Raw genomic sequence first — 22,298 nt, forward strand, 5'->3', positions numbered from 1 at the left:
TTTCTTAGGAACAGTTACGCAATAGGTTGAGGTGATCTGAGTTCCAAAATGGTGCAGCACCCTTAGGGGTGCGCGCCCCCGGAGCAAAGACAGGAGCGCTTCCTCGAGTCATGGCGACGCGGCCCGTGCGCGTCATCTCAAGAATTCCGTACGGACGGACGCCTTCGACTAGACTGTCAATCGCGTCTTCCGGTCCCGTGGCTTCGATCACCAAGGACTCAACGGCAACCTCAAGAACTCTGGCGCGGAATGCTTCGACAACGCGCATTACTTCCGGCCGCACGTCCTGCGAAGCGGCCACCTTCACGATCACTAATTCGCGATGGAGCGACGGAACCGAGGAGATGTCATGGACGTGAAGAACCTCGGGCAGTTTGTACAAGTTGGCCTCGACAAGCGGTGCTCCTTGAGCATCGATCCCGACTACGACCGTCATTCGCGAAATTTCTTGCAAGTGTGTGTGTCCGACAGTCAGCGACTCAATGTTGTACCCTCGCCGCCGGAACAGCGATGAAACCCGGTTCAGAACGCCCGGATGATCGGCAACGTAGACAATAAAAGTGCGTACCATGTTCATGCCTCCGATGCCGCGGTCTCGACGAGCGGACTCGGGCGGCGAATCATCTGGTGCAGAGCCGCTCCGCTGGGTACCATGGGAAATACCGAGTCTTCCTGTTCCACCATGAAATTGATTAGTGCAGTGCCTCGACGCTTTCGCGCTTCGCGAATCATTGGTCCAACCTGCTCTCGATTGCGCGCCGTGAGCCCCAGCAATCCGAACGCTTCGGCTAGTTTGGCGAAATCTGGACTGAGTAGGGGCGTTGCGGAATAGCGGCGGTCGTAGAAGAACTCCTGCCACTGTCTCACCATGCCCAGATATCCGTTATTGATTACAGCGATATTCAGGTCAAGTTCCTCCTGCGCTGCTGTGGCCAGTTCCGCCATTGTCATTTGGAATCCGCCGTCCCCTGCGACGACCCAAACTTCGGAGTCGGGGCGTGCGAACTTCGCGCCGATGGCTGCCGGTAATGCGAATCCCATTGTGCCGAGTCCGCCGGAAGTAATCAGTGAACGCGGCCGTTCGTGCTTATAATACTGGGCTTCCCACATCTGGTGCTGGCCTACATCCGTGACCACGATGGAATTGCCATCGGTCTCGCGCCACAGATCATGAATGACATGCGCGGCATAGAGATGACCATTATCGGGCAGCCTCTGAATATCGCGGACCGCAGAGTCTCCCTTGAGCCCATCCAGGTAATCGAGCCAGCTGTGCCGATCGGCGCGTGCTAAATCGGGAATGATTCGGGTAAGAACCTGGCGCAAGTCACCGAGCAGAGGGACGTCCACGCGAACATTCTTGTTGACCTCCGCCGGATCGATCTCAACGTGAATCTTCTTAGCCTTCGGCGCGTATGTTTTGAGCGTGCCGGTTACGCGGTCATCGAAGCGCATGCCAAAGGCGAGGAGCAAATCCGCTTCCTGGATGGCGTGGTTTACCCATGCCTCTCCATGCATGCCCATCATTCCGAGATTGAGAGGATGCGAGGCAGGAAAGCCTCCGATACCGAGCAGCGTCATGGCAACCGGGATCGAGGCGCGCTCAGCGAACTCGCGGAGTTCGTCCATTGCGTTCGACAGCAGAACTCCGTGACCGGCGAGAATCACCGGACGCTTGGCTGCATTGATCATTGCAATCGCGGCGGCATGCTGATCAGAATCGAAGTTCTGTTTGCCCTCTGTTATTGGCAGGGGAGTGTAGGTGGAGCGGTCGAACTCGCAGGAAGACTGCTGCGCGTCCTTAGTGATATCCACCAGCACCGGACCGGGACGCCCACTGCGGGCCAGATGAAAAGCCGCACGCAGTGTAGGCGCGATATCTTCTGCTCGCTTGACGAGATAGTTATGTTTGGTGATCGGCAGAGTGATGCCAGTGATATCGGTTTCTTGAAATGCATCGGTGCCAAGGAATTTGCTGCCTACCTGCCCGGTGATGCAAACGATCGGCGAGGAATCCATCATGGCAGTAGCGATTCCAGTCACCATATTGGTGGCGCCGGGACCGGATGTCGCTATTGCAACACCCACGTCGCCTCCAGCTCGCGCATATCCGTCTGCCATATGGGTAGCGCCTTGCTCGTGGCGAACGAGAACGTGGTGAATTTCCGGGTACCCACAAAGCGCGTCGTATGCAGGAAGGATCGCGCCGCCGGGATAGCCAAAGACGTGCTTCACTCCTTCTCCGATCAAGCACTCCCACAGGATTTGCGCACCGGTTCTCATGGTTTCTTCACTTCCTCCGCCTAAATCGTGACCGCGCCGCGCGAGGCCGACGATACCTGGTTTGCGTACTTCGCCATAACCCCAGTTCCATATCGGGGCTGAGGCGGCTTCCAGGATGCGAGCCGCTGTTTCAATTCCGAATTGGAAACATCCACGCGCAACTCGCGCTTCTTCAGATCGAATACGATCACATCGCCTTCACGCACTGCGGCTATGGGTCCGCCATTCATAGCTTCGGGAGCGACATGGCCAGCCATCAGCCCATGAGTGGCGCCGGAGAATCGTCCATCGGTGAGTAACGCGACCGAATCGCCGAGCCCTGCCCCCACAAGTGCTGCGGTAACGGCGAGCATCTCGCGCATACCCGGACCGCCCTTCGGTCCTTCGTAGCGAATCACGATTACATCGCCCGTCTTGATCCGGCCGCTCTGCACAGCAGCGAACGCCAGCTCTTCGCTGTCGAAGACGCGTGCTGGTCCTGCGTGATGTTGAAAATCGTGACCTGCGACTTTCAGCACACAGCCTTCCGGGGCGAGATTCCCTTTCAGAATCACGAGCCCGCCAGTCGGTTTGAGCGGATTGTCTGCGGGACGCACTACTTCCTGGTCGGGGGTTTCGACCGCGTTCTTCGCCTCTTCTCCGATCGACTTGCCTGTAACCGTTAGCGCGTCGGAATGTAGCAGGCCGGCTGCCGCCAGCCGTTGAGCGACAAGCAGAGTTCCTCCTGCTTCAAACAGATCAGTAGCTACGAACCTGCCACCTGGCTTGAGGTCTGCAATAAGTGGAACGCGAGAACTGATGCGTTCAAAGTCATCGATTACAAACGGAACATCTGAGGTATGGGCAATCGCGAGCAGGTGAAGAACAGCATTCGTGGAGCCGCCGGTGGCTGCAACGCTGGCGACGGCGTTCTCGAAGGCTGCGCGGGTAAGAATCTGCTTCGGCAGACGTTGCCCGGCCACGAGTTCCATAACGAGACAGCCTATTGCCTCCGCCTGGCGCATCTTCGATGGATGAGTCGCGGGAACGCCTCCGCTCCCCATCGCTGCGATTCCAAGAAACTCGCAGACCATGGCCATCGTGTTTGCGGTGAATTGACCGCCACACGCGCCGGCGCCAGGACAAGCCTTGTCCTCGATTTCCTTCAGATCCGAATCCGCCAGCTTGCCGCGGCTGTGAGCGCCGACCGCCTCAAAGACATCCTGAATGGTGACGTTCTTGCCGCGAAAAGATCCTGGAGCGATGGAACCACCATACAGAACGACTGATGGAAGATTCAGTCTCGCGACCGCCATTACCGCGCCCGGAATGGTCTTGTCGCAGCCGACCAGGACCACGAGGCCGTCGAAGTGATTCCCGCGCGCTACCAGTTCAATCGAGTCGGCGATAACCTCACGGCTCACAAGAGAGGTACGCATGCCCTCTGCGCCCATGGTGATACCGTCGGAGATGGAGACGGTATTGAACTCCATCGGAGTCCCGCCGGCTTCACGTACCCCGCGCTTAACCCCAGCGGCAAGCTCACGCAGATGATAGTTGCACGGACCAATTTCCGTCCAGGTATTCGCAACGCCAATAATGGGACGACGAAGGTCTTCGTCTGTGAATCCCACTGCCTTGAGCATGGCGCGCGCAGGAGCCCGGCTTGGTCCTTCGGTAATCGCCGCGCTGTTTCGTTTCCCCTGGTTCATTACAAAACCTCGAACTCTCCCTAAAACACTTGAGGCCATCATCCGCTGAATGATGGCCTCGAACTCTGTTGCTTCTTCAGGCCATCATCCTGTTGCCATAAGCAAAAGGAGGAGTGTAAGCAGAGAAATTCGAACGACAGTAAGCACAGACAAAACCTCACTTCCACGGAACCCTAAACCATTTGTGCTTACGCTGAAATTCATGGAGACATCTACCCGCTCAATGGATTGGAACTATAAATGTCGCTTATGAAGAAGTCAACAATATAAGCGGAACCTCCTGCCCGAGCTGCTCATCGACTTTCCTGATGCGCACTATCTGAAGTTTCGATTGGAACCCAGAACCGGCTGCCTATACACCTGAACAGTAAGCTAGGGCGCAGTGTCCCCTGTGAAATTTCTGATAAGGCGGCAGATGTGCAGCAAGGCTTGTACGATCCCCGGTTTGAACACGACTCCTGCGGTGCAGGTTTCATTACGCGAGTCTCCGCCGTGCCCTCCTTCGAAGTGCTCCAGATGGGATTGGAAGCTCTCTCGCGTCTAGCGCATCGAGGCGCGATTGCAGCCGATGGACGGAGTGGAGACGGAGCCGGCATTACCGCATGCCTGCCGCAAGAATTGTTTAGGGCGTTTCTACGCGAATGCGGTTTGCGAATCGGCGGTACTCAACCCCTTGCTGCGGGAATGATCTTTGCCAATCTGGACGAACTTGCCGTTAGCGACGAGATTCTCCGTTCCGCTTTGGAACAGGAGCAACTGAGTTTGCTCTGCTGGCGTGACGTGCCGGTCAATGAAGAAGCGCTTGGAGCGACCGCGCTCGCTTCTATGCCTGTCATCCGACAGGCCCTGATCACTCCGCTGGTTGCGATGCAGATTAACGAGCTGGAAGCCCGGTTATATCGTGCGCGCAAGATATTCGAACGAGCAAACCTAAATTCCTACATCGCCTCACTGTCGGCTAAGACGATTGTCTACAAGGCACTCTGTACGGGAGCCCACCTACGCGAGTTCTATCTCGACCTACAGGATGCTAATTTTGAGACCGCCTTCGTAGTTTTCCATCAGCGTTACGCGACCAATACACATCCTTCGTGGTGGCTGGCGCAGCCATTTCGCCTGCTCGCTCACAACGGAGAGATCAATACTATCGGCGCCAATCGCACTTGGATGAAGGCGCGCGAAAATCAACTTCCACCGCACTGCCTGCCGATGCTGCGGGAAGGCGGCTCGGATTCCTGTCACTTGGACGAAACTGCCGAAATGTTAGTGCGAGGCGGACGCGACGTGCTGCACAGCATCGCGATGCTGGTTGTGCCTGCATGGCAGGCCCATCCTGCGTTTCAGGATCTCGCTGGCTTCTATCGCGAGCATGCTTCGATGATGGAACCATGGGATGGTCCTGCAGCCTTGGCGTTTACCGACGGTCGCTATGTTGGCGCCGCCCTTGATCGGAATGGCCTTCGTCCGATGCGCTACGCCATCACGAATGACAATGTGGTCGTTGCTGGATCAGAAGTCGGTCTGTTTGACTTGGACGATCAATGCGTCTGCGTGAAAGGCCGTCTTGGTCCGGGGCAGATGCTGGCAATTGATCTGGAAGAGCACTCGGTTCTCGAAGCGGAGGGAATCAAGCAGCATCTTCTGAAGCAAAGCCCAAAGCGGAACTCACGGTTGTTGAGTGTGCCGGCGGTCTCAGCACGGATTGAGCCGATTGCGAACGAGCGCTTGCAATCCTTATTCGGCTTTACGCGCGAAGATCTCAAGCTGGTCATCAGCCCCATGGCGCGCGAGGGTAAAGAAGCGGTCTGGTCTATGGGCGACGACACGCCGATTTCTGCTCTCGCGCGTGTTCCCAGATCGTCTTATAGCTACTTTCGACAGCGGTTCGCACAAGTCACTAACCCGCCGATTGATCCATTGCGGGAAGACCTGATGATGTCTCTTCGCACCCTGCTAGGCCGCAGGCCATCGTGCTGCGACGATGATGAATCAGTTGCGACGCTGTTGAACTTTGCCTCGCCGGTGCTTAGTGAGTCTGAACTTCAGGGCATTCGCGTTCAGCCGCTCGTCAAGGCCACTGAGCTGCAATGCACGTCCCCGGCGCTCGCCAGTTTGGAGCAGTCCCTCGACGAACTTTGCCGTAAGGCAGAGCGTGCGGTGGCGGAAGGCACTGAATTACTCATTCTGTCTGATCGGAATGCAAGTCCGGGAGATCTGCCGATTCCGATGGCGCTTGCTGTCGGTGCCGTGCACCATTGCCTGATTAAGGCCAGCCTACGCATGAGTTGCGACTTGGTTGCTGACAGCGGCGATGTTTGGGACGTTCATCACGCGGCCGTGCTGATCGGTTATGGCGCCGGAGCGATGTGTCCATGGCTGGCGCTTCGGAGCTGCGAGTCTCCGCAGAAATTGCTGGAAGCGTTAGCCAACGGCTTGAAGAAGGTGATGTCCAAATTGGGCATTTCCGATGTAGCGAGTTATCGCGGTGGACAGTTCTTTCAAACCATCGGTTTCGATGAGCGGATCGCGCAAAAATGCTTCACAGGCACTCCGAACCTGCTGGGCAAGATCAGTTTCGAGACAATTCAGCAGGAGCTTATCCGCCGCGCTCAGCTAGACGACAGGCACGAGGCCGAACTCAACATCCTGCAGGATTACGGCTCAATCCGGTATCGCAAATCCGACCACGCCGACCAGCACGGATGGGCTCCGCCAGTCGTGCGCGCGATGCAGACCGCCGTAGGCGTAGCTCGCGGCAAATCGGAACTTACGTCAAGCGAAACCGCGTGGAACGGCTTCCTGAATCAGACTGATTCGCTTAAGCCCCACAATCTTCGCGATCTGCTCGAGTTCGCTCCTGGGACTACTCCGATGTCGATTGAGGAGATCGAACCAGCAGCTAAAATCGCGCGCCGCTTCGTCACGAGCGCGATGTCTCTGGGTTCGATCAGTCCCGAAGCGCATCGCACTTTGTCTCAGGCAATGAACCTGCTCGGAGGCAAGTCAAATACGGGCGAAGGCGGGGAGGATCCGGAGATTTATCGCATCCAGCCCGACGCGAACAACAAGGTCAAGCAAGTGGCATCAGGCCGCTTTGGAGTCACCGCCGAGTACCTGGTGCAGGCTGAAGAACTGGAGATCAAGATCGCCCAAGGTTCGAAGCCCGGAGAAGGGGGACAGCTTCCTGCCGCCAAGGTGACTGAACTCATCGCCCGATTGCGCCATGCACAACTGGGAATGTCGTTGATCAGCCCTCCCCCACATCACGACATTTACAGCATCGAGGACCTGGCCCAGCTGATTCACGACCTGAAGCAAGTGAATCCCAAGGCTCGCGTCGGCGTGAAGCTGGTGTCTGAAGCGGGCATCGGAACTGTAGCTTCCGGCGTTGCTAAGGCCTATGCCGATTACATAGTGGTTTCAGGACATGCCGGAGGAACTGGCGCATCACCGCTGAGCAGCATCAAGCACGCAGGCGCGCCCTGGGAACTCGGACTGGCCGAGACGCAGCAGACGCTGATGCTCAATGGACTGCGCAGTCGCGTCCGTTTGCGAGTCGATGGTGGCTTGCGCACGGCGCACGATGTTGTAGTCGCCGCTCTCCTTGGAGCAGAGGAGTTCGCTTTTGGCACTGCAGCCTTGGTGGCAATCGGATGCGACATGGCGCGCCAGTGTCATCTTGATACTTGTCCGGCCGGGATTGCCACGCAGCGACCTGAACTGCGCGCCAAATTCCGCGGCAAGCCGGAGCATGTGGTCGCCTACTTCATGCGCCTTGCTGAAGACGTGCGGCGACTGCTCGCGGAGCTCGGCCTGCGCTCTATTTCCGAAGCGGTCGGCAGGTGCGACCTGCTGCAACAGGTCTCGACTGACGGGAGGCTCGATCTCTCGCGGTTGCTCTTCCGGAGCGAGGGCGATGCGCCCCGGTGCATGACGCCTCGAAATGACCGTCCGTCCGATCACGAGCCGTTCGGACTAGGTCTGAGCGCCGAGATCGCCGCCACTGTTCGCCGTGGCCAAAGCTTTGATCGCGAATTCCAGATTGGGAATCAGAACCGCTCAGCCGGTACTGCGATTGCCGGAGAGCTGATGCGTCAGTTCGGCGCGCGAGGGCTAAACAGCAGCGAAGTTCGTCTCTTATTCCGAGGTGCCGCTGGTCAGTCCTTCGGCGCGTTTTGCGTTGAGGGAATGGAACTCACACTTGAAGGCGAGGCAAACGATTACGTTGGCAAAGGGCTTTCCGGTGGCGCAATCATTCTTAAGCCTCGGGGAGCGGCGGTGACCGCCTCCAACGAGAACGTGATCCTCGGCAACGTGGCTCTGTACGGCGCTACCTCTGGACGCCTATTCGCCGCAGGACGTGCGGGAGAGCGTTTTGGGGTTCGGAACTCCGGTGCCGTCGCAGTCGTGGAAGGACTCGGAGACCACGGCTGCGAATACATGACCGGCGGCTGCGTCGTCGTGCTTGGCGACATCGGATGCAATTTCGCCGCTGGAATGACAGGCGGAAAGGCCTATATCTTCGACCCCGCGAATCTCACAGAAACTCGGGTGAACACGGAGTCGGTCGAAGTAGGCATTCCCTCCTACCAGCAGCTTCATCAATTGGAGATGCTGGTGCGTGTCCACGCCCTGCTTACCGAAAGTGCCTGGGCACAGCAACTGCTTGCTACATGGCTGGAGTGTAGCCGGCTGTTCCGGTTTATCGCACCACGGCAGACAGCGAAGGCGGCTTGGATCGCTCCAAATGTTCTCGCGATTCCCGAACTGGGACCGCCAGCGTTTCCGCAGGCCTGATCTGGCCGGTAAGGACGCAGCATGCTGCGTCCTACCAACGCTTAGGCCGCTGTCGCGGCGGCTCTGTGCCTCGAGCCCCTGAATCCGTAGTACGCGATATAGAGATAGCAGATCACCGGCAGAATGAACGCATGGTGAATTCCAATTCGATCCGCAAGCAGGCCTTGTAGCTCGGGAACAATTGCTCCACCAACGATCGCTGCGATCAGCAACGCAGAGCCATCTCCTGTTAAGGGTCCGAGTCCGTCGACACCTAGTGTGAAGATGCTCGGGAACATGATCGAATTGAAGAGGCCGACGAGCAAAATCGTCCACATGGCGAAGTGGCCGAAGCTCAACATCGACGCAGTTACGAGCAAAGCCGCTACGATCGCGTTAAAGCCAAGGAGTGCGCCTGTACTAATCTTTTGTAAAAGTGCCGAGCCGATAAAGCGCCCTACCATCGCACCGCCCCAGTAATACTTCAGCATGTCAGCCGCGTCTTGCAGACTGAGTCCACCAATATCGGAGCGGTTGAAATAATTAGTCAAGAAGCTGCCGATCGAAACTTCGGCGCCGACGTATACGAAAATGGCAACGGCACCGAGAACCAAGTGTCGATACCGCCAGACCGAGTCATGCACCACTCCGTGGGCCTCAGCAGACTGGATCCTCGGCAGATTGAAAAACCCGATAATGACCGCCAACACAAACAGCGCGACTGCGAGTCCAATGTAAGGTCCCTTTACTGATGCTGCCTGCGCCACGCGATAGTCATGTAACTGCTGGGTACTCATCGTTCGCAGGACTTCGACTGCGACCGGAGCTGCCACAGCTCCGAGGATTAACTTGCTGCCGAAAGTAGGCGCCACAGTCGTGCCCAGCGAATTAAAGGCTTGTGTCAGATTCAGGCGGCTCGATGCCGTTCGCGGTGGTCCCAGCACCGCCACATACGGATTTGCGGATGTTTGCAGGATCGTCATGCCCGCCGCTAGCGTAATCAGGGCAGCCAGAAACAACGGAAACGAGGGAACTGCGGCTGCCGGCACAAACATGAACGCGCCGAGTCCCATCGTCACCAAGCCCGCGACCATCGCCTTCTTGTAGCCGAAGAAATCAATGATCTTGCCGGATGGGAACGAAAAGACGAAATACGCGGAGAAGAAGGCGAACTGCACGAGCATTACTTCCGCATAGTTCAGATCGAAGATGCTCTTCAAGTGAGGGATTAAAATGTCATTCAGGCAAGTGAGAAAACCCCACATGAAAAACAGAGTGGTGACCATCGCCATCGCGCGGTAGTTCGTGCTCTGCGGCGTGGTCTGGATTGGGAGAACGGTCGTGGTTCCGCTAGTCGCAGGCATTCGGGGTAGATGTCCTTTGTTTCAGCTAAAGAAATATAACCGAGAATACGAACCGAAGTTGGGGATTTCGTCGAAGCAGGAATACCGAATGCCTATGCTCGTTTCGCTGCACTTATAGCTGTTGTGACTCCGACACTCGTGTTCATCCAGCGAGCTACCAGGGTTTGGACGCAGGCCTGTCCGCACAGGTGCTTCACGTCGGTGTCGTGTGCGCTCATGTTCTCCCAGGGATAGACCTTCAGCAGGGGACGCTCGGGAGCATCCTCGAATGGTCTGTAGCGTTCGGTCCAGGCAAGCCACCAATGGTCCACGCTACCTTTCTGCTTGCCGCAAATCTCGCAATGAAAAGTTTCGGTCCAAGTCATGGAAGTATCTCCACTAATCTAACAAAGTAAGTGAGACGCAGCATGCTGCGTCTCTACTGGGCTGAGTTACGGCCTGGCATACGTTACGGCCTGGCATACATAGCGCGGCTGGCAGCATGCTCTCGCGCGCTGCATACGTCCTTTGCATCGCCAAGCACAATCAGGACTAATCCCGCATGACAGGTGACGTTTTCGGGAGGATTCACCCAAAAGCCGTGCTTCTTTCCATCATGGTATGCATCTTTGATTGCGAGGGGTAATAGGTTGTAGCTACCGCGCAATTGCAAGTCGGCCACGCGCTTGCCAATCCAGATTGAGTTTTCAGGGATTTCGATTTCCTCGATCCGCAACGTGCGGCTCTTGTCCTTGAGCATGAGGTCAAGGAAGTTCACTACATGGGGACGCAGTACTTCGCTGGCAATGCGCATGCCTCCGATCTGGTTCGGAGAAACGGTGGAGTCGGCTCCGGCTTTCGTCAGTCGCTCAGCAAATTTCTGGTCAATGCAGCGGGCTACGATGCGCAAGTCGGGGTTTTTCTGCCGGGCTAACACCGTGATGATGAGGTTTTCTTTGTCGGAGGCCAGCGTGGTGATCATGCCTTTGGCGCGGTCGATGACGAGCTTGTCGAGCATGTCGGCGTCTGTGGCATCGCCAACGAGATACAGCATCTCGCGGTAGAGACCGCTGTCGTCATTCACCATTCGGTTGATGTGATCTTCATTGGTCTCAATCACCACAAACGGAGCATGAGTCCTTGCCAGCTCCTCAACTGCGTGGCGCCCAGTGTCGCCCAGGCCGCAGACGATGTAATGATCTCTTAGCTCGTTGATACGCTTAAGCATCCTACGTCTCCAGAAAATGCTGGTGATCTCACCTTCGACGAGGAAGGCGGTCACCACCGAGAACACATACAACATGATCATCACGCCGAAGACGATCACGAAGATGTTGAAGGCCCGCAGCATTGGGTTGTGGGCGGTGTCGACGATCTCGGTATAACCGACGCTCGACAGCGTGATGATCGCCATGTACAGGGCGTCGAGTAGCGTGACCGAGGGACCTCCGAGAATCCGATAGCCCGTTACGCTGATCGCCACAACGATGAAGAGGAAGATGAAGGCAATCCTGAGTTGTCGGCGGAGTTCCATTAGGGCCGGGTACGGGTGGGGAAAGTAGCTGAATCTTAGCATGAAAGAGATGCTTTCCCGTTCAAAAGCCTTGTCTTGCGGTGCTTTCAGGTATGTTGCTTAGCGCATGGCTAGCGAAGCTGACAGCTTCTCTGATGACCTCACCGGATTCGTTCTCGCCGGAGGCGCCAGCCGGCGGATGGGTCGCGACAAGGCCCGGATTCCATGGGAAGACGGTACCTTGCTCACCCACGCCATCGAGCAAATGAAGTGCGCGGCTTCAAAGGTCTTCGTCATTGGTGCGGTGGTGCCAGAGAACTTGCCGGTGCCGGTTCTGCCAGACAAGGTTCCAGGTCTCGGGCCGCTGGCAGGAATTGAAGCGGCCCTGAGCAATTCCGCGACTCATTGGAATCTGGTACTGGCAGTTGACTTGCCGTTGGTTACGCCAGCCATGCTCAAATGGATCTCAGATCTCCGAACTGGCGCCGTGGAGCGAGCCCTGATCCCCCGCGTGAAATCACGACTTCAGCCGCTGTGTGCCATTTATCATCGCGATCTCTTGCCCGAAATTGACAAAGCATTGTCTCTGCAGCGGTCATCAATTCATCGCTTGTTAGAACGGCTGAGTACGCGCATCATTGAAGAAGATGAATTGATTGCCGCCGGTTTCGTTCCGGAAATGTTCTTAAACGTGAACAGTCCCGAGGATCTGGAGCGCGCCCGAGCGATGGCAAAGACGAAGCATGGCTAGCAACGGACATCATCTCGCTCACATGAACGGCAACTTGCCGGAAGGTCATCCGTACATCGAGTTCAGAGACGTTTGCAAAGCCTTCGGACGGCAGGTTGTGTTGCACCATGTGAACCTTGACGTTCTGCCCGGACAGACGATGTGCATTCTGGGCCGCAGCGGCGTCGGCAAGTCGGTCTCACTGCAGCTCATCATGGGGTTCCTGAAGGCGGATAAAGGAGAAGTGATTGTCGCCGGGGAAGACATCACCCGCATGGACGAGCCCAATTTGGAACGAATCCGCAAGAAAGTAACCATGGTCTTTCAGAACGGAGCTCTCTTCGACTCGCTATCGGTGGGAGAAAACGTAGCCTTCCCCCTACGCGAACGACGGGACCTGAACGAAGAGCAGATATTTCAGGTGGTCGATGGCTTGCTTGAAATGGTGGGTGTCAAAGCGATGCGCGACCTTCTTCCTTCCGACCTCTCTACTGGCATGAAGCGTTCAGTGGCCATCGCTCGTGCTTTGGCCGCTCAGCCCGAGTGCATCCTGTACGACGAGCCCACGACGATGGTCGACCCCCTGATGGCCCAGCTGCTTGGCGACCTTATTAAAAAACTGAAGTTCCAGCTGAAACTCACCAGCATCGTTGTTACTCATGACATGCGTCTCGCCCACAAGCTCGCCGATCGCGTGCTCTTCCTGCACGAAGGCGTAGCGCTCTATTTTGGGACTATGAAGGGAATGAGCGAGAGTGATGATCCAGTCTTACGCCAGTTCCTGGACCTGGATGAGCTGAAGCTTCCCGGCTGATGAAACACGGCGATGGCAAATAGCAAAGACGCAGCAAGATTCGTCGCTTGCGGGCAATTCGTAATCGCAAAAATCGGGACTTGAATAAATTCAATCACAAGAGTACCTTTTCGGTCCTCGGACGATAGGACCTTTGGGTGTAGTTCCGCTTTCCATCTGAGTCCTGTCCGATGTTCACTATGCCAGGGACTACACCACGATGGACGCGCGCGAGCTGATTAAGTCGAACCCAGCAGAGCTCTCTGCTCAAAACACACCTGCGTCCCAGGGCATTCATTACGGTTGGGCGCGGCTTGTTCCTCTAAATCCGGTTCAGCGTGTAGTGCGCCTGCTGCATAAGCATGTCTGGATCATCCTGGGCTGTACCTCGCTATCGGTGTCGGTGAGTGTGCTCTACGCGATGCGCCAGCCTCGCCTTTATCGTGCGACCACAAACATCGCGATTGATCGCGACAGTAACGCCACCGTGCCACTTAACAAGGCCTTTGCTTCAGCGCTGGGGGACGCTGACGATTACAGCGTCAGTCTGGAAACGCAGATCCGTGTTCTCGCAAGCCGTAGCCTTGCTGAGGTTGTAGTTCGCAAGCTGGACCTGGCGCATAATGCCGAGTTCATGCGCGATGCAAACCGGCAGTTTGCCTCTCTTCGTGAGATTGCACCTGCCCCGGAGAGCATAGCCGTGCAGGCGCTTCTCTCCGGACTCTCGGTGAAGACGATCAAGAACACGCGAGTGGTTGAGGTGAGCTTCACGGGCAGATATCGCGATCTAAACGCCAGAATCGTAAATACTCTGGTCGACGTTTTTATCGACGACAATATCCGCTCCCGCTATGAGGCCGCAAATCGCGCAGCCAAATTCCTTTCGGCACAACTGACTGAGTTGCGCGCGACAGTTGAGGAATCTCAGCAGAAGCTGGTTGCGTACGAGCGGGAACATAACATCCTCATGGTCGACGACAAGCAAAATGTTGTTACCAGCAAGCTCAATGAACTGAACAAGCAGCTGACGGCCGCGGAAGAAGATCGCATGGAGAAGGAGGCCTCGTACCAGGCAATTGCGGCGGGTAGCCTTGATCGCATCGGCGAAAACAAAAGCGGAGAGGCGCTGCAGAGTCTTCGCCTGCGTGAAGCTGAACTGAAAAACGAATACGCGCAGGCCACAACTACGTACGGTCCCAACCATCCAAAGGTTATAGAGCTGACGAATCGCATCAATGCGATAAACCTGAGTATTCAGACAGAACTCAAGAGATTGCAGGCAAGAGCCGAGCTTGAATATCAGGTTGCATCGCGGCGGGAGCAGAAGCTGCGGGCCGCCTTTGAGGCGCAAAAAGTCGAAGCCAATCGATTAAATGTGAGCGCCATTCAATATGGACTACTAAGAAGGGAATCCGAAGCAAACCGCCAGCTCTACGATAACCTTGAAGAACGCATGAAAGAGGCCGGCGTTGCCGCCGGCCTCCGCTCGACAAATGTCCGGCTGATAGATCCGGCTGAGGCCACCGAACTGCCGGTCTCGCCCTATCTTCCACGCAGCAGTTACTTAGGCCTCTTTCTGGGATTTCTTCTCAGCGCAGCAGTGATCGGATTCAGGGAAAGCATGGATCGTGCTCTTCGTGACCCGGCGGACGTTGAATCATTTACGGCAATGCCGTCGTTGGCAATTATTCCGCAACATCGTGGTTCGCCGCGATTGCTCACTTCGAAAGTTGGCGAAGCACCTCAAGTCCTCAGTTTGACTGAACCTCGCACTGCTATCGCGGAAGCGTATCGCTCTCTTGGAACGTCGATTCTGCTGGCGTCTCGTGATTTGAAATCGTTGCTGGTTTCAAGTCCGCTACCCGCTGAGGGTAAGACGATGACCGCTGCGAACGTCGCGGTTGTCCTCGCCCAACAAGGCAAGGCTGTACTGCTAGTTGACGCGGATCTTCGCAAGCCTGGACTGGATCGGGAATTTGGAATTGCCGGCACGCCGGGGCTGAGCGATCTTCTTTCAGGCGGAGCCGGTGAAGAATGTGTTATTCACAAAATCGAAGGCGTGGCAAATCTATCCATCGTAGCGGCGGGAAGTTCGCCGGCGATGACGGCTGAGATGCTTGGTTCGGACAGAATGCGTGCAATTATGGAATCATGGCGTGAGCGCTACGATTACGTAATTCTCGATACACCGCCGATTATCGCGGCTACGGATGCGGTGCGCCTTTCAAAGGAAGTTGATTCTGTGCTGCTGGTGATTCGTTCCGGACAGACCCCGACCGATGCACTCGCTCGAAGCTGTGATGTGTTGAATCAGGCTAACATCCCAGTGTTAGGCATCGTCGTGAATGGAGTTAGCCCACGTTCATCCGGATCGTACTATTACGGATATTATCCCCAGCTCGCGAAAGGTTATTACACCAATTCACCCCAGGTCTGAATTGAGAAGATAACGCTCGTTTGTTCAAGCAGCCTTATTACGGCGGGTGGTGCGCTGAGGCGTTGTTTCGTGCATCCTGCGGTCGGATTCTGCGGCGGCGCGGCATAGAGAGAGCACGACGATAAACAAGAGAACCCAAATCGCAACTCCTAACGCCCACCACATACGACTCGACTCGATGACACCGTCCTACTCACACTTAGATGCTGAATCTTCAAAGGAGTCGTTTCCTGTCGTTTCCCGGCGCAACTCTGCCCGCTTCGACAATGGCGCTGTCTTAAGTCCAACGTCGGAGACGTCGGCTGAAGCGTTCTTTGAGCGGCACGCCGGTGCTTTGGCTGATTGCTACCAGAGCGGGAGCTACGCTCAGCGCCGCAGCCTGGTTCGCGAAATTATCGGTGAGGAACTGCTTAGACGGAACCGTCCGGTGACGACGATCAGGCTTCTCGACTTCGGTTGTGGGAGCGGCATCCTGTTGAAAGATGCAGCCGATCTTGGCCTACAGGCCACGGGAGTCGACAGCTGCAAAGGCATGATTCTTGCTGCGCGCGATCAACTCGCCGGTTTGCGCAAGCAGGTCAGCCTGGAATGGCTTCGCAGCAGTTCCGCAAAAGGGAACTACGAGCGAGAGAGCTATGACATAGTTTTGTGTCTGTCCGTTCTCGAGTTTCTTCACGATATGCGAAGTGCGTTGTCGCGTATTTGCGCTCGTGTGATGAGAGGCGGAATTCTCGTCCTCTCGGTTCCAAACCGGCACAGTTTGCTGCGAAGCCTGGAAGGCTTCATCTATCGCAATCCACGTGCGTTCCATTGTTTCCCTCGGTTGCACCATTTGACTGGCGCTGACTCATATCTGAACTACCAGGTTCATCAATTTACTCGCGCTGAGTTATCGGGCTTTCTCCATGAATACGGACTGAGGGAAGAACAACATCGATTTCACGTAGCTCCGCCCCTGTTGCACTGCTTGGGAAGATTTGAGCCCATTGGAATGATGCTGATGGCGGTCTTTCGTAGAGTTTGAGATCGTGGATTTGAAAATGGTCTGGCTTGGAGAGATGCTCCTGTCACGACTCGATTCATGCTGACCCGATCTATGCAAGAGTGAAACAGTATTAAGTCAGAATTCGGCCGAGGCAGGAGGATCCACGTACATCACTGCCTCCTTACTGCCGAATTCGCGGATTCACCACCGCATATAGGACATCGGTTAGAAGATTCACGGCTATGTATGTAAGTCCAATCGCGAGGATGCAACCCTGAACGAGAAAGTAGTCGCGGCTGCTGATTGCGCTGATAGTCAGGCGTCCAATTCCAGGCCACGAAAAAATCGTCTCCGTGACTATGGCGCCCGCGAGAAGTGAGCCAAATTGCAGGCCGAGGACTGTGAGCACGGGAATCATCGCATTGCGCAGGGCATGCTTGTAGACCACTTTGCTCTCGCTCAAGCCTTTTGCGCGAGCGGTGCGTACATAGTCTTGACTCAACTCCTCGAGCATGGCGGTCCGCACCATTCGCGTGAGGATTGCCGCCAGTGCGCCTCCCAGCGTGACGGCAGGTAATACTAAGTGCTCCCATGTTCCGGCTCCTGAAACTGGAAGCAGGCCAAGCTTGATGGCGAAGAACAGAATCAGAATCGGCCCGAGTGCAAAATTGGGAAACGATAGGCCGAAAAGGCTTACGACGCTCAGTAAGCGATCGTCCCAGCGATTGCGCCGTTGCGCGGAACGCACCCCTGCAGGAATCGACAGAAGGAGTGCCACGACGAGAGCCGCAACTGTCAGTCGCAGCGTGTATGGATAGCGCTCCCAGATGACGCGGCCAACATCCTGATTCAGTCGAATGGATTGCCCCAATCGTCCGTGCAGGACTCCCTTCCAGTACTGCAGATATTGTTTTCCTATTGGCTGATCGAGCCCATATGCATGGCGCGCTACCTGAATATCAGCACTAGCCGCTCCTTCGCCGAGCATGGCTTGAATCGGATCGCCGGGTACCAGGTGAATCAGCAGGAAGACAACCGAGACCACCAGCCACAGTACGGGCAGGGTGTACACAAGTCGGGAGACGATCAGCCGAATCATGCGCCGTTTCCTGACGCTGCTCTAGGATTCATGGAAGAGAGAAGGTTGTTCTTCCGCTTGAGGTTCTGGTGTGCTGAGCGCCTCGACCTTAACTTGAAGGACGCGACGGTCATACATCTGAAGGACGGTGTAGCGGCGTGCTTCGAACTCGACCGAATCGCCGGTCTGCGGCAAACGTCCAAGGCGCCACATGATGAAGCCCCCTAAAGTTTCGAAGCCTTCATCGCGGGGCAGGCGAATGCGCAGGTGCGACTCGAGATCGCGAACGTTCGCGCCGCCTTCCAGAACCAATGCTCCGGTGTCGAGCAGATGGGGCTGGACGGTGACATCAAACTCGTCCTCAATCTCGCCGACGATCTGTTCAAGGGCGTCCTCGACCGTGACGAGACCAACCGTCGATCCATACTCATCCACAACGATGGCGAGGTGACGCTTGCGCTGTCTGAATTCCGCCAATAGATCGATCACCGGTTTTGTTTCGGGAACAACAAGAACGTCGCGCATGATGTGTCGTACGCGCAATGTGACTTCCGGCGGGAGTGGTCGTGCTCGCGCCGAAATGCGCAAGTGCATGAAGCGCGATAGGTCCTTGGAATAGAGCATGCCGACAATGTGTTCTTTGCCCAAAGCGGGATCGTAAACGGGGATTCGCGAGTGTTGATCCTCAACGACGCGCGCCATGGCATCTTCGAGCGTCATATCCGCAGGCAGGGAGAATATGTTCTGGCGTGGTACAAGGATCTCTCGCACGGTCATGTTCTCCAGCTCCAGCGCGCGGTGCATGATCTCCTCCTGTAGCGGAGGCAGCAGGCCGAGACGACGGCTGGAGGTCAGAATCAGCTTCAGCTCCTCCGGAGAATGCATTCCGCCCTCCCGCATCAGTCGTGAGCCGAAGAGCCTGAGCACGGCGTTGGCCGAGCGCGTCATGAGGTGCAGTAATGGACGCGAGATGGTGATGAAGACGTCCATTGGCCCTGCGACAGACAGAGCAACTTGTTCTGCACGTTGCAGCGCCAACGACTTGGGAACCAGTTCGCCTAAAATGACGTGAAAGTAGGTGATCAGAACAAACGCAATGATTACCGCGCCGGTGTGTGCATACACTACGGCGTGGGGCAGTCCTGCCAGAGGACGAAGGAGCAGTTGGGCCACTGCTGGCTCCCCAATCCAGCCTAAAGCCAGACTGGCGAGCGTGACTCCAAACTGCACCGCCGGCAGAAAGTCGTCCAACCGCTGCTGCAGCCGTTGAACGGTGCGGGCGCCGACTCGTCGGGCATCGATGAGCTGCTGAATGCGCGTATCGCGGACGCTTACGATGGCGAACTCGGCAGCCACAAAGAAGGCGTTCAAGGCCACCAGCAGCACGACTACCAGAATGCGAAGGAGCACCAGAGGCGCCATCGTTGCTTAGTCTAGCATCGGCAGCTACTTAGCTCAGGTGCAGAATGGCCGGGATTGGCGCGTATTGGGAATGCCGCAACCGGAATCCTAAGGAAATCCTAGAGTTAAATTCTTAGTCAGGTGCTTACTTTTATGCGATTTTCAGGTCTAAGGTGCATTGCCTTTGTGTGTCCGCGCGGGCACTCTGGATCCATCAGAATTAATATTGAGGAACTCGGGGCTGATTACGCGCGTATGAAGCCATGAATGGGGTTGGAGGAAGAAGTGGCGAACGGCAATTCTAATCATAAAAAGAAGAGACGACGTATTTGGTGGATCGGAACGGGATTATTTGTTGTCCTCCTTATTGGAGGCATAGTCACCAAGGCGACCAGCAGCAATACAAAGATTGATCCTACGAAGATCGCAATGGTTGAAAAGGGCGATCTGGCCAAGAGCGTCGTGGCTACCGGCAAAGTACAGCCGATTACTAAGGTTGAAGTTAAGTCCAAAGCCAGCGGTATCGTGAAGAAGTTGCTGGTCGACGCTGGCGACCGCGTGAAGCAGGGCCAGGTTCTCGCTGAACTGGATAAGGAAGAGCTTGAGGCCCAGGTGCGTGAGAACGAGGCTCAGCTCAGCGCGGCAGAAGCTAATTTTCGCGCTGCTGAAGCCGATGTCGAGCGCAGCCGGGTCGATGCCGCTGGCGTGGACGTTCCCACTTTGCAACGTGCTTACGAGCGAGCTAAAAGCATGGCCTCAGAAGGAGTAGTTTCGGCGTCAGCGCTCGATGACGCTCAGCGCAACTATGAGATGGCGATGAACAAGCGCGACATCGCGCGCGCGCAGCTGATCGTTAACCAGGCAAAGGTAAAGCAGGCTCAGGCCCAAGTGACGCAATATAAGGCATCTCTCGCGCGCGCTGCTGAGCAATTGAATTATGCGACGATCGTCGCACCGATTGATGGCATCATCCTCTCCCGCGATGTAGAAGTCGGAGATGCGGTAAGTTCCATTCTGGTATTAGGTTCCTCGGCGACGCTGGTCATGACCCTTGGCGACATGAAGCAGGTCTATGTCGACGGCAAAGTCGACGAAAGCGATATCGGCAAGGTCTATCTCGGACAGCCCGCTCGCATCAAAGTTGAGTCGTTCAAAGACAAGAGCTTCAGTGGCAAAGTCACAAAGATCGCGCCGATGGGGGTTGAGAAAGACAACGTGACCACCTTCCAGGTGCGAGTTTCCATCGACAACTCCGGAGGTGAACTTAAAGCGCTCATGACGGCCAACGCTGAGGTCATTCTGGAAGAGCACAAGGGCGTGCTGATCATTCCGGAAAATTCGATCATTTACGACAAGGACAAGAAAGCCTTGGTTGAAGTTCCAGATCCTAAAGGCAAAGACGGCAAGAGAAAGGTTCCGGTTACCGTTGGCATTTCCAATGGCGCAAAGACTGAGCTTCTGGCTGGCCTGAAGAAGGACGATAAAGTCATACTGCAATAAGTTTTCTCCAAGGACCGCGATTCCCGCGGTCCTTTTGTACGTCGATACTCGCTCACAAAACGGCGGCTCCACAGTCCAATTCAGGAAGTTGTGAGGAATACATGAACAGGAAACTGCAAATCTCAGCGGTCATTCTGGTCCTGACCTTCAGTTCTGCGGCCTACGCAGAAGCAGAAGGACACTTCGAACGCACATTGAAGGTCAGCGGTCACGTCGATCTCGACGTGCAAAGCGGTTCGGGCAACATTACTGTGCATCCCGGTGACTCCAGTTCCGTCGTAGTCCAGGGGCACATCAAGGCTGGCAGCTCCTGGTTCAGCTCGGGTGGACTGTCCGCCGAAGAGCGCGTAAAACGGCTGGAGCAGAATCCGCCGATTGACCAGAATGGGAACAGCATCCGCATCGGTCACATTCAGGATGAGGCTCTGCGCAACGTTTCAATCAGCTATGACATCGCCGTTCCCAAGGACACATCGGTCCAATCTCGCACCGGCTCGGGCGATCAGCATGTAAGTGAAGTGAACGGACCTGTGCGCGCGAGCACCGGATCCGGCAATGTGACTGTCCGCGATGTTGGCGCCGAAGTGCGTGCGAACGCCGGCTCCGGAAACCTCGAGATCAAGAACGTCCAGGGACGCACGTCCGCGGAAACCGGCAGCGGAAACACGGTTGCGACCGGGATTGCAGGAGGCTTCGACGCGCGTGCCGGCTCTGGCGATATCACCTTCGAGCAGACCGCCTCAGGCTCTGTTCGTGCCGAAACAGGTTCCGGCAACATTCACCTGCGCAATGTCTCTGGAGGACTGGAAGCTGGCGCCGGCAGCGGCGATGTCGAAGTGCAGGGCAAGATGGCCTCCGACTGGCGTATTCATACCGGCTCAGGAGAGGTGCAGGTGAAATTGCCATCCGATGCCAAGTTCAATATTGACGCTCGCAGCAGTTCCGGAAATGTTGAAGTCCATCATCCCGTCACGATGCAGGGTGTCCTGAAAAAGAACCACATCGAGGGAACCGTGAACGGCGGCGGCACTCTGCTCCAGGTAAGTACCGGTTCGGGAACGATTCGGGTTGATTGATTCAGCAGGGACGCAGCATGCGGCGTCTCTACTTTGTCAGATCAATCACCTGCGGCACTATCGTTCCGTCCGCAATCGTCAATATTCCTACAGAAATGGGAAGGCTGAATCTTCTCGGGCCGGCGCTCCCCGGATTGAAAAACAGAACGCCTTTTCGCCGCTCGATCAGCGGCTGATGGGAGTGGCCGAAGATTACGGCAGCAAATCCTGCAACGCCCGGATTGAGGTCGAGCTCTTGCACGTTATGCAATACGTAAAGACTGACACCGCCGATCTCGAGCATCTCCGTTTCGGGAAGATTCCTGCCCCAGGCGGAAGTATCGATGTTTCCTCTCACTGCGGCCACAGGCGCAAGTTGGCGGAGCTGATCGAGGATCGCAGCGTCGCCGATGTCCCCGGCGTGCACTATGGCATCCACTCCACACAGAGCTTCTAAGGCCTTAGGACGGAGCAGACCGTGAGTATCTGAGATTATGCCAACCCTCAGTGTTTGAGGTACTTTCGAGGATTTGTTTCGAATGACTAAGATGCCTTTCTTAACACCCCAGGGCAGTTAGCCGGCTTTGGCGGCTTACCCCTTGCGGGCAGTGCTTGAGCAGCTCTCGAAAACTTACCGTTTAGTCAACCGAAGCCAATACAGCGCCATCTCACTGACTGCGACCCATGGGCCTGCTGTCACTAATTCTTTGTCT

Annotated in this window: 16 protein-coding genes; 7 read left to right on the forward strand and 9 right to left on the reverse strand. The window is 56.1% G+C overall.

Translation table 11 applies throughout. From position 1 onward, the window contains the following. Positions 1-4: 4 nt before the first annotated feature. Genes DMG62_12745 through ilvD form a run of 3 tightly spaced genes read right to left on the reverse strand, consistent with a single transcriptional unit; the run spans position 5 to position 3,974 of the window. Positions 5-571, reverse strand: coding sequence for an acetolactate synthase small subunit (locus DMG62_12745; GenBank protein ID PYY22589.1), 567 nt, complete (start codon positions 569-571; stop codon positions 5-7). A 2-nt stretch (positions 572-573) separates the two neighbouring features. Then, positions 574-2,283, reverse strand: coding sequence for a biosynthetic-type acetolactate synthase large subunit (ilvB, locus tag DMG62_12750; protein PYY22590.1), 1,710 nt, complete (start codon positions 2,281-2,283; stop codon positions 574-576). Positions 2,284-2,303: 20 nt separating this feature from the next. Further along, on the reverse strand, positions 2,304-3,974 hold the full coding sequence (ilvD, locus tag DMG62_12755; protein PYY22591.1) for a dihydroxy-acid dehydratase: 1,671 nt from the start codon (positions 3,972-3,974) through the stop codon (positions 2,304-2,306). Positions 3,975-4,370: 396 nt separating this feature from the next. Between ilvD and DMG62_12760 the strand changes: the two genes are divergently transcribed. Then, positions 4,371-8,771, forward strand: a complete 4,401-nt coding sequence (locus DMG62_12760) for a glutamate synthase large subunit (GenBank protein PYY22592.1) — start codon at positions 4,371-4,373, stop codon at positions 8,769-8,771. 41 nt (positions 8,772-8,812) lie between these two features. Here the strand turns inward: DMG62_12760 and DMG62_12765 are convergent, their stop codons facing one another. The 3 genes from DMG62_12765 to DMG62_12775 form a co-directional block, all read right to left on the reverse strand. Further along, a complete protein-coding gene (locus DMG62_12765) occupies positions 8,813-10,114 on the reverse strand; it encodes a glucose/galactose MFS transporter (GenBank protein ID PYY22593.1) in 1,302 nt (433 codons plus the stop codon). A gap of 92 nt (positions 10,115-10,206) precedes the next feature. Then, the gene (locus DMG62_12770) at positions 10,207-10,479 is read right to left on the reverse strand and encodes a hypothetical protein (protein PYY22594.1); all 273 of its coding nucleotides are present in this window, start codon (positions 10,477-10,479) and stop codon (positions 10,207-10,209) included. 83 nt (positions 10,480-10,562) lie between these two features. After that, positions 10,563-11,669 carry a hypothetical protein gene (locus DMG62_12775; protein PYY22595.1) on the reverse strand — a complete coding sequence of 369 codons (1,107 nt, stop codon included), beginning with the start codon at positions 11,667-11,669 and terminating at the stop codon, positions 10,563-10,565. A gap of 64 nt (positions 11,670-11,733) precedes the next feature. Between DMG62_12775 and DMG62_12780 the strand changes: the two genes are divergently transcribed. The 4 genes from DMG62_12780 to DMG62_12795 all read left to right on the forward strand — a co-directional run bounded on the left by DMG62_12780 (position 11,734) and on the right by DMG62_12795 (position 16,590). Then, complete coding sequence (locus DMG62_12780) at positions 11,734-12,357, forward strand: hypothetical protein (GenBank protein PYY22596.1); 624 nt, start codon at positions 11,734-11,736, stop codon at positions 12,355-12,357. Next, complete coding sequence (locus tag DMG62_12785) at positions 12,350-13,150, forward strand: organic solvent resistance ABC transporter ATP-binding protein (protein ID PYY22597.1); 801 nt, start codon at positions 12,350-12,352, stop codon at positions 13,148-13,150. The genes DMG62_12780 and DMG62_12785 overlap by 8 nt, the downstream gene beginning before the upstream one ends. Positions 13,151-13,349: 199 nt before the next feature. Then, positions 13,350-15,566: a hypothetical protein gene (locus DMG62_12790; GenBank protein ID PYY22598.1), complete on the forward strand. Its 2,217-nt coding sequence runs from the start codon at positions 13,350-13,352 to the stop codon at positions 15,564-15,566. A gap of 178 nt (positions 15,567-15,744) precedes the next feature. Next, the gene (locus tag DMG62_12795) at positions 15,745-16,590 is read left to right on the forward strand and encodes a hypothetical protein (GenBank protein PYY22599.1); all 846 of its coding nucleotides are present in this window, start codon (positions 15,745-15,747) and stop codon (positions 16,588-16,590) included. Between the two features lie 142 nt (positions 16,591-16,732). On the opposite strand, the gene DMG62_12800 is transcribed toward DMG62_12795, so the two are convergent. Then, positions 16,733-17,650, reverse strand: coding sequence for a peptide ABC transporter (locus DMG62_12800; GenBank protein ID PYY22600.1), 918 nt, complete (start codon positions 17,648-17,650; stop codon positions 16,733-16,735). Positions 17,651-17,671: 21 nt separating this feature from the next. Next, positions 17,672-19,051 carry an HlyC/CorC family transporter gene (locus tag DMG62_12805; protein PYY22601.1) on the reverse strand — a complete coding sequence of 460 codons (1,380 nt, stop codon included), beginning with the start codon at positions 19,049-19,051 and terminating at the stop codon, positions 17,672-17,674. A gap of 246 nt (positions 19,052-19,297) precedes the next feature. On the opposite strand from DMG62_12805, the gene DMG62_12810 reads away from it, so the two are divergent. Both DMG62_12810 and DMG62_12815 read left to right on the forward strand, forming a co-directional pair. Next, on the forward strand, positions 19,298-20,530 hold the full coding sequence (locus DMG62_12810; protein ID PYY22602.1) for an efflux RND transporter periplasmic adaptor subunit: 1,233 nt from the start codon (positions 19,298-19,300) through the stop codon (positions 20,528-20,530). Between the two features lie 101 nt (positions 20,531-20,631). Continuing rightward, positions 20,632-21,606: a hypothetical protein gene (locus DMG62_12815; protein PYY22603.1), complete on the forward strand. Its 975-nt coding sequence runs from the start codon at positions 20,632-20,634 to the stop codon at positions 21,604-21,606. A gap of 28 nt (positions 21,607-21,634) precedes the next feature. Here the strand turns inward: DMG62_12815 and DMG62_12820 are convergent, their stop codons facing one another. Next, positions 21,635-22,093 carry a metallophosphoesterase gene (locus DMG62_12820; protein ID PYY22604.1) on the reverse strand — a complete coding sequence of 153 codons (459 nt, stop codon included), beginning with the start codon at positions 22,091-22,093 and terminating at the stop codon, positions 21,635-21,637. Positions 22,094-22,298: the final 205 nt, after the last annotated feature.

It is taken from the genome of Acidobacteriota bacterium (assembly GCA_003225175.1).
Lineage (GTDB): Bacteria > Acidobacteriota > Terriglobia > Terriglobales > Acidobacteriaceae > Gp1-AA112.

What these genes read in the sequence shown, in the direction of transcription:
- DMG62_12745 (PYY22589.1), bottom strand. Translation starts at nt 571, where the DNA reads ATGGTACGCACTTTTATTGTCTACGTTGCCGATCATCCGGGCGTTCTG.
- ilvB (PYY22590.1), bottom strand. Translation starts at nt 2,283, where the DNA reads ATGAGAACCGGTGCGCAAATCCTGTGGGAGTGCTTGATCGGAGAAGGA.
- ilvD (PYY22591.1), bottom strand. Translation starts at nt 3,974, where the DNA reads ATGAACCAGGGGAAACGAAACAGCGCGGCGATTACCGAAGGACCAAGC.
- DMG62_12765 (PYY22593.1), bottom strand. Translation starts at nt 10,114, where the DNA reads ATGCCTGCGACTAGCGGAACCACGACCGTTCTCCCAATCCAGACCACG.
- DMG62_12770 (PYY22594.1), bottom strand. Translation starts at nt 10,479, where the DNA reads ATGACTTGGACCGAAACTTTTCATTGCGAGATTTGCGGCAAGCAGAAA.
- DMG62_12775 (PYY22595.1), bottom strand. Translation starts at nt 11,669, where the DNA reads ATGCTAAGATTCAGCTACTTTCCCCACCCGTACCCGGCCCTAATGGAA.
- DMG62_12780 (PYY22596.1), top strand. Translation starts at nt 11,734, where the DNA reads ATGGCTAGCGAAGCTGACAGCTTCTCTGATGACCTCACCGGATTCGTT.
- DMG62_12785 (PYY22597.1), top strand. Translation starts at nt 12,350, where the DNA reads ATGGCTAGCAACGGACATCATCTCGCTCACATGAACGGCAACTTGCCG.
- DMG62_12790 (PYY22598.1), top strand. Translation starts at nt 13,350, where the DNA reads ATGGACGCGCGCGAGCTGATTAAGTCGAACCCAGCAGAGCTCTCTGCT.
- DMG62_12795 (PYY22599.1), top strand. Translation starts at nt 15,745, where the DNA reads ATGACACCGTCCTACTCACACTTAGATGCTGAATCTTCAAAGGAGTCG.
- DMG62_12800 (PYY22600.1), bottom strand. Translation starts at nt 17,650, where the DNA reads ATGATTCGGCTGATCGTCTCCCGACTTGTGTACACCCTGCCCGTACTG.
- DMG62_12805 (PYY22601.1), bottom strand. Translation starts at nt 19,051, where the DNA reads ATGGCGCCTCTGGTGCTCCTTCGCATTCTGGTAGTCGTGCTGCTGGTG.
- DMG62_12810 (PYY22602.1), top strand. Translation starts at nt 19,298, where the DNA reads ATGGGGTTGGAGGAAGAAGTGGCGAACGGCAATTCTAATCATAAAAAG.
- DMG62_12815 (PYY22603.1), top strand. Translation starts at nt 20,632, where the DNA reads ATGAACAGGAAACTGCAAATCTCAGCGGTCATTCTGGTCCTGACCTTC.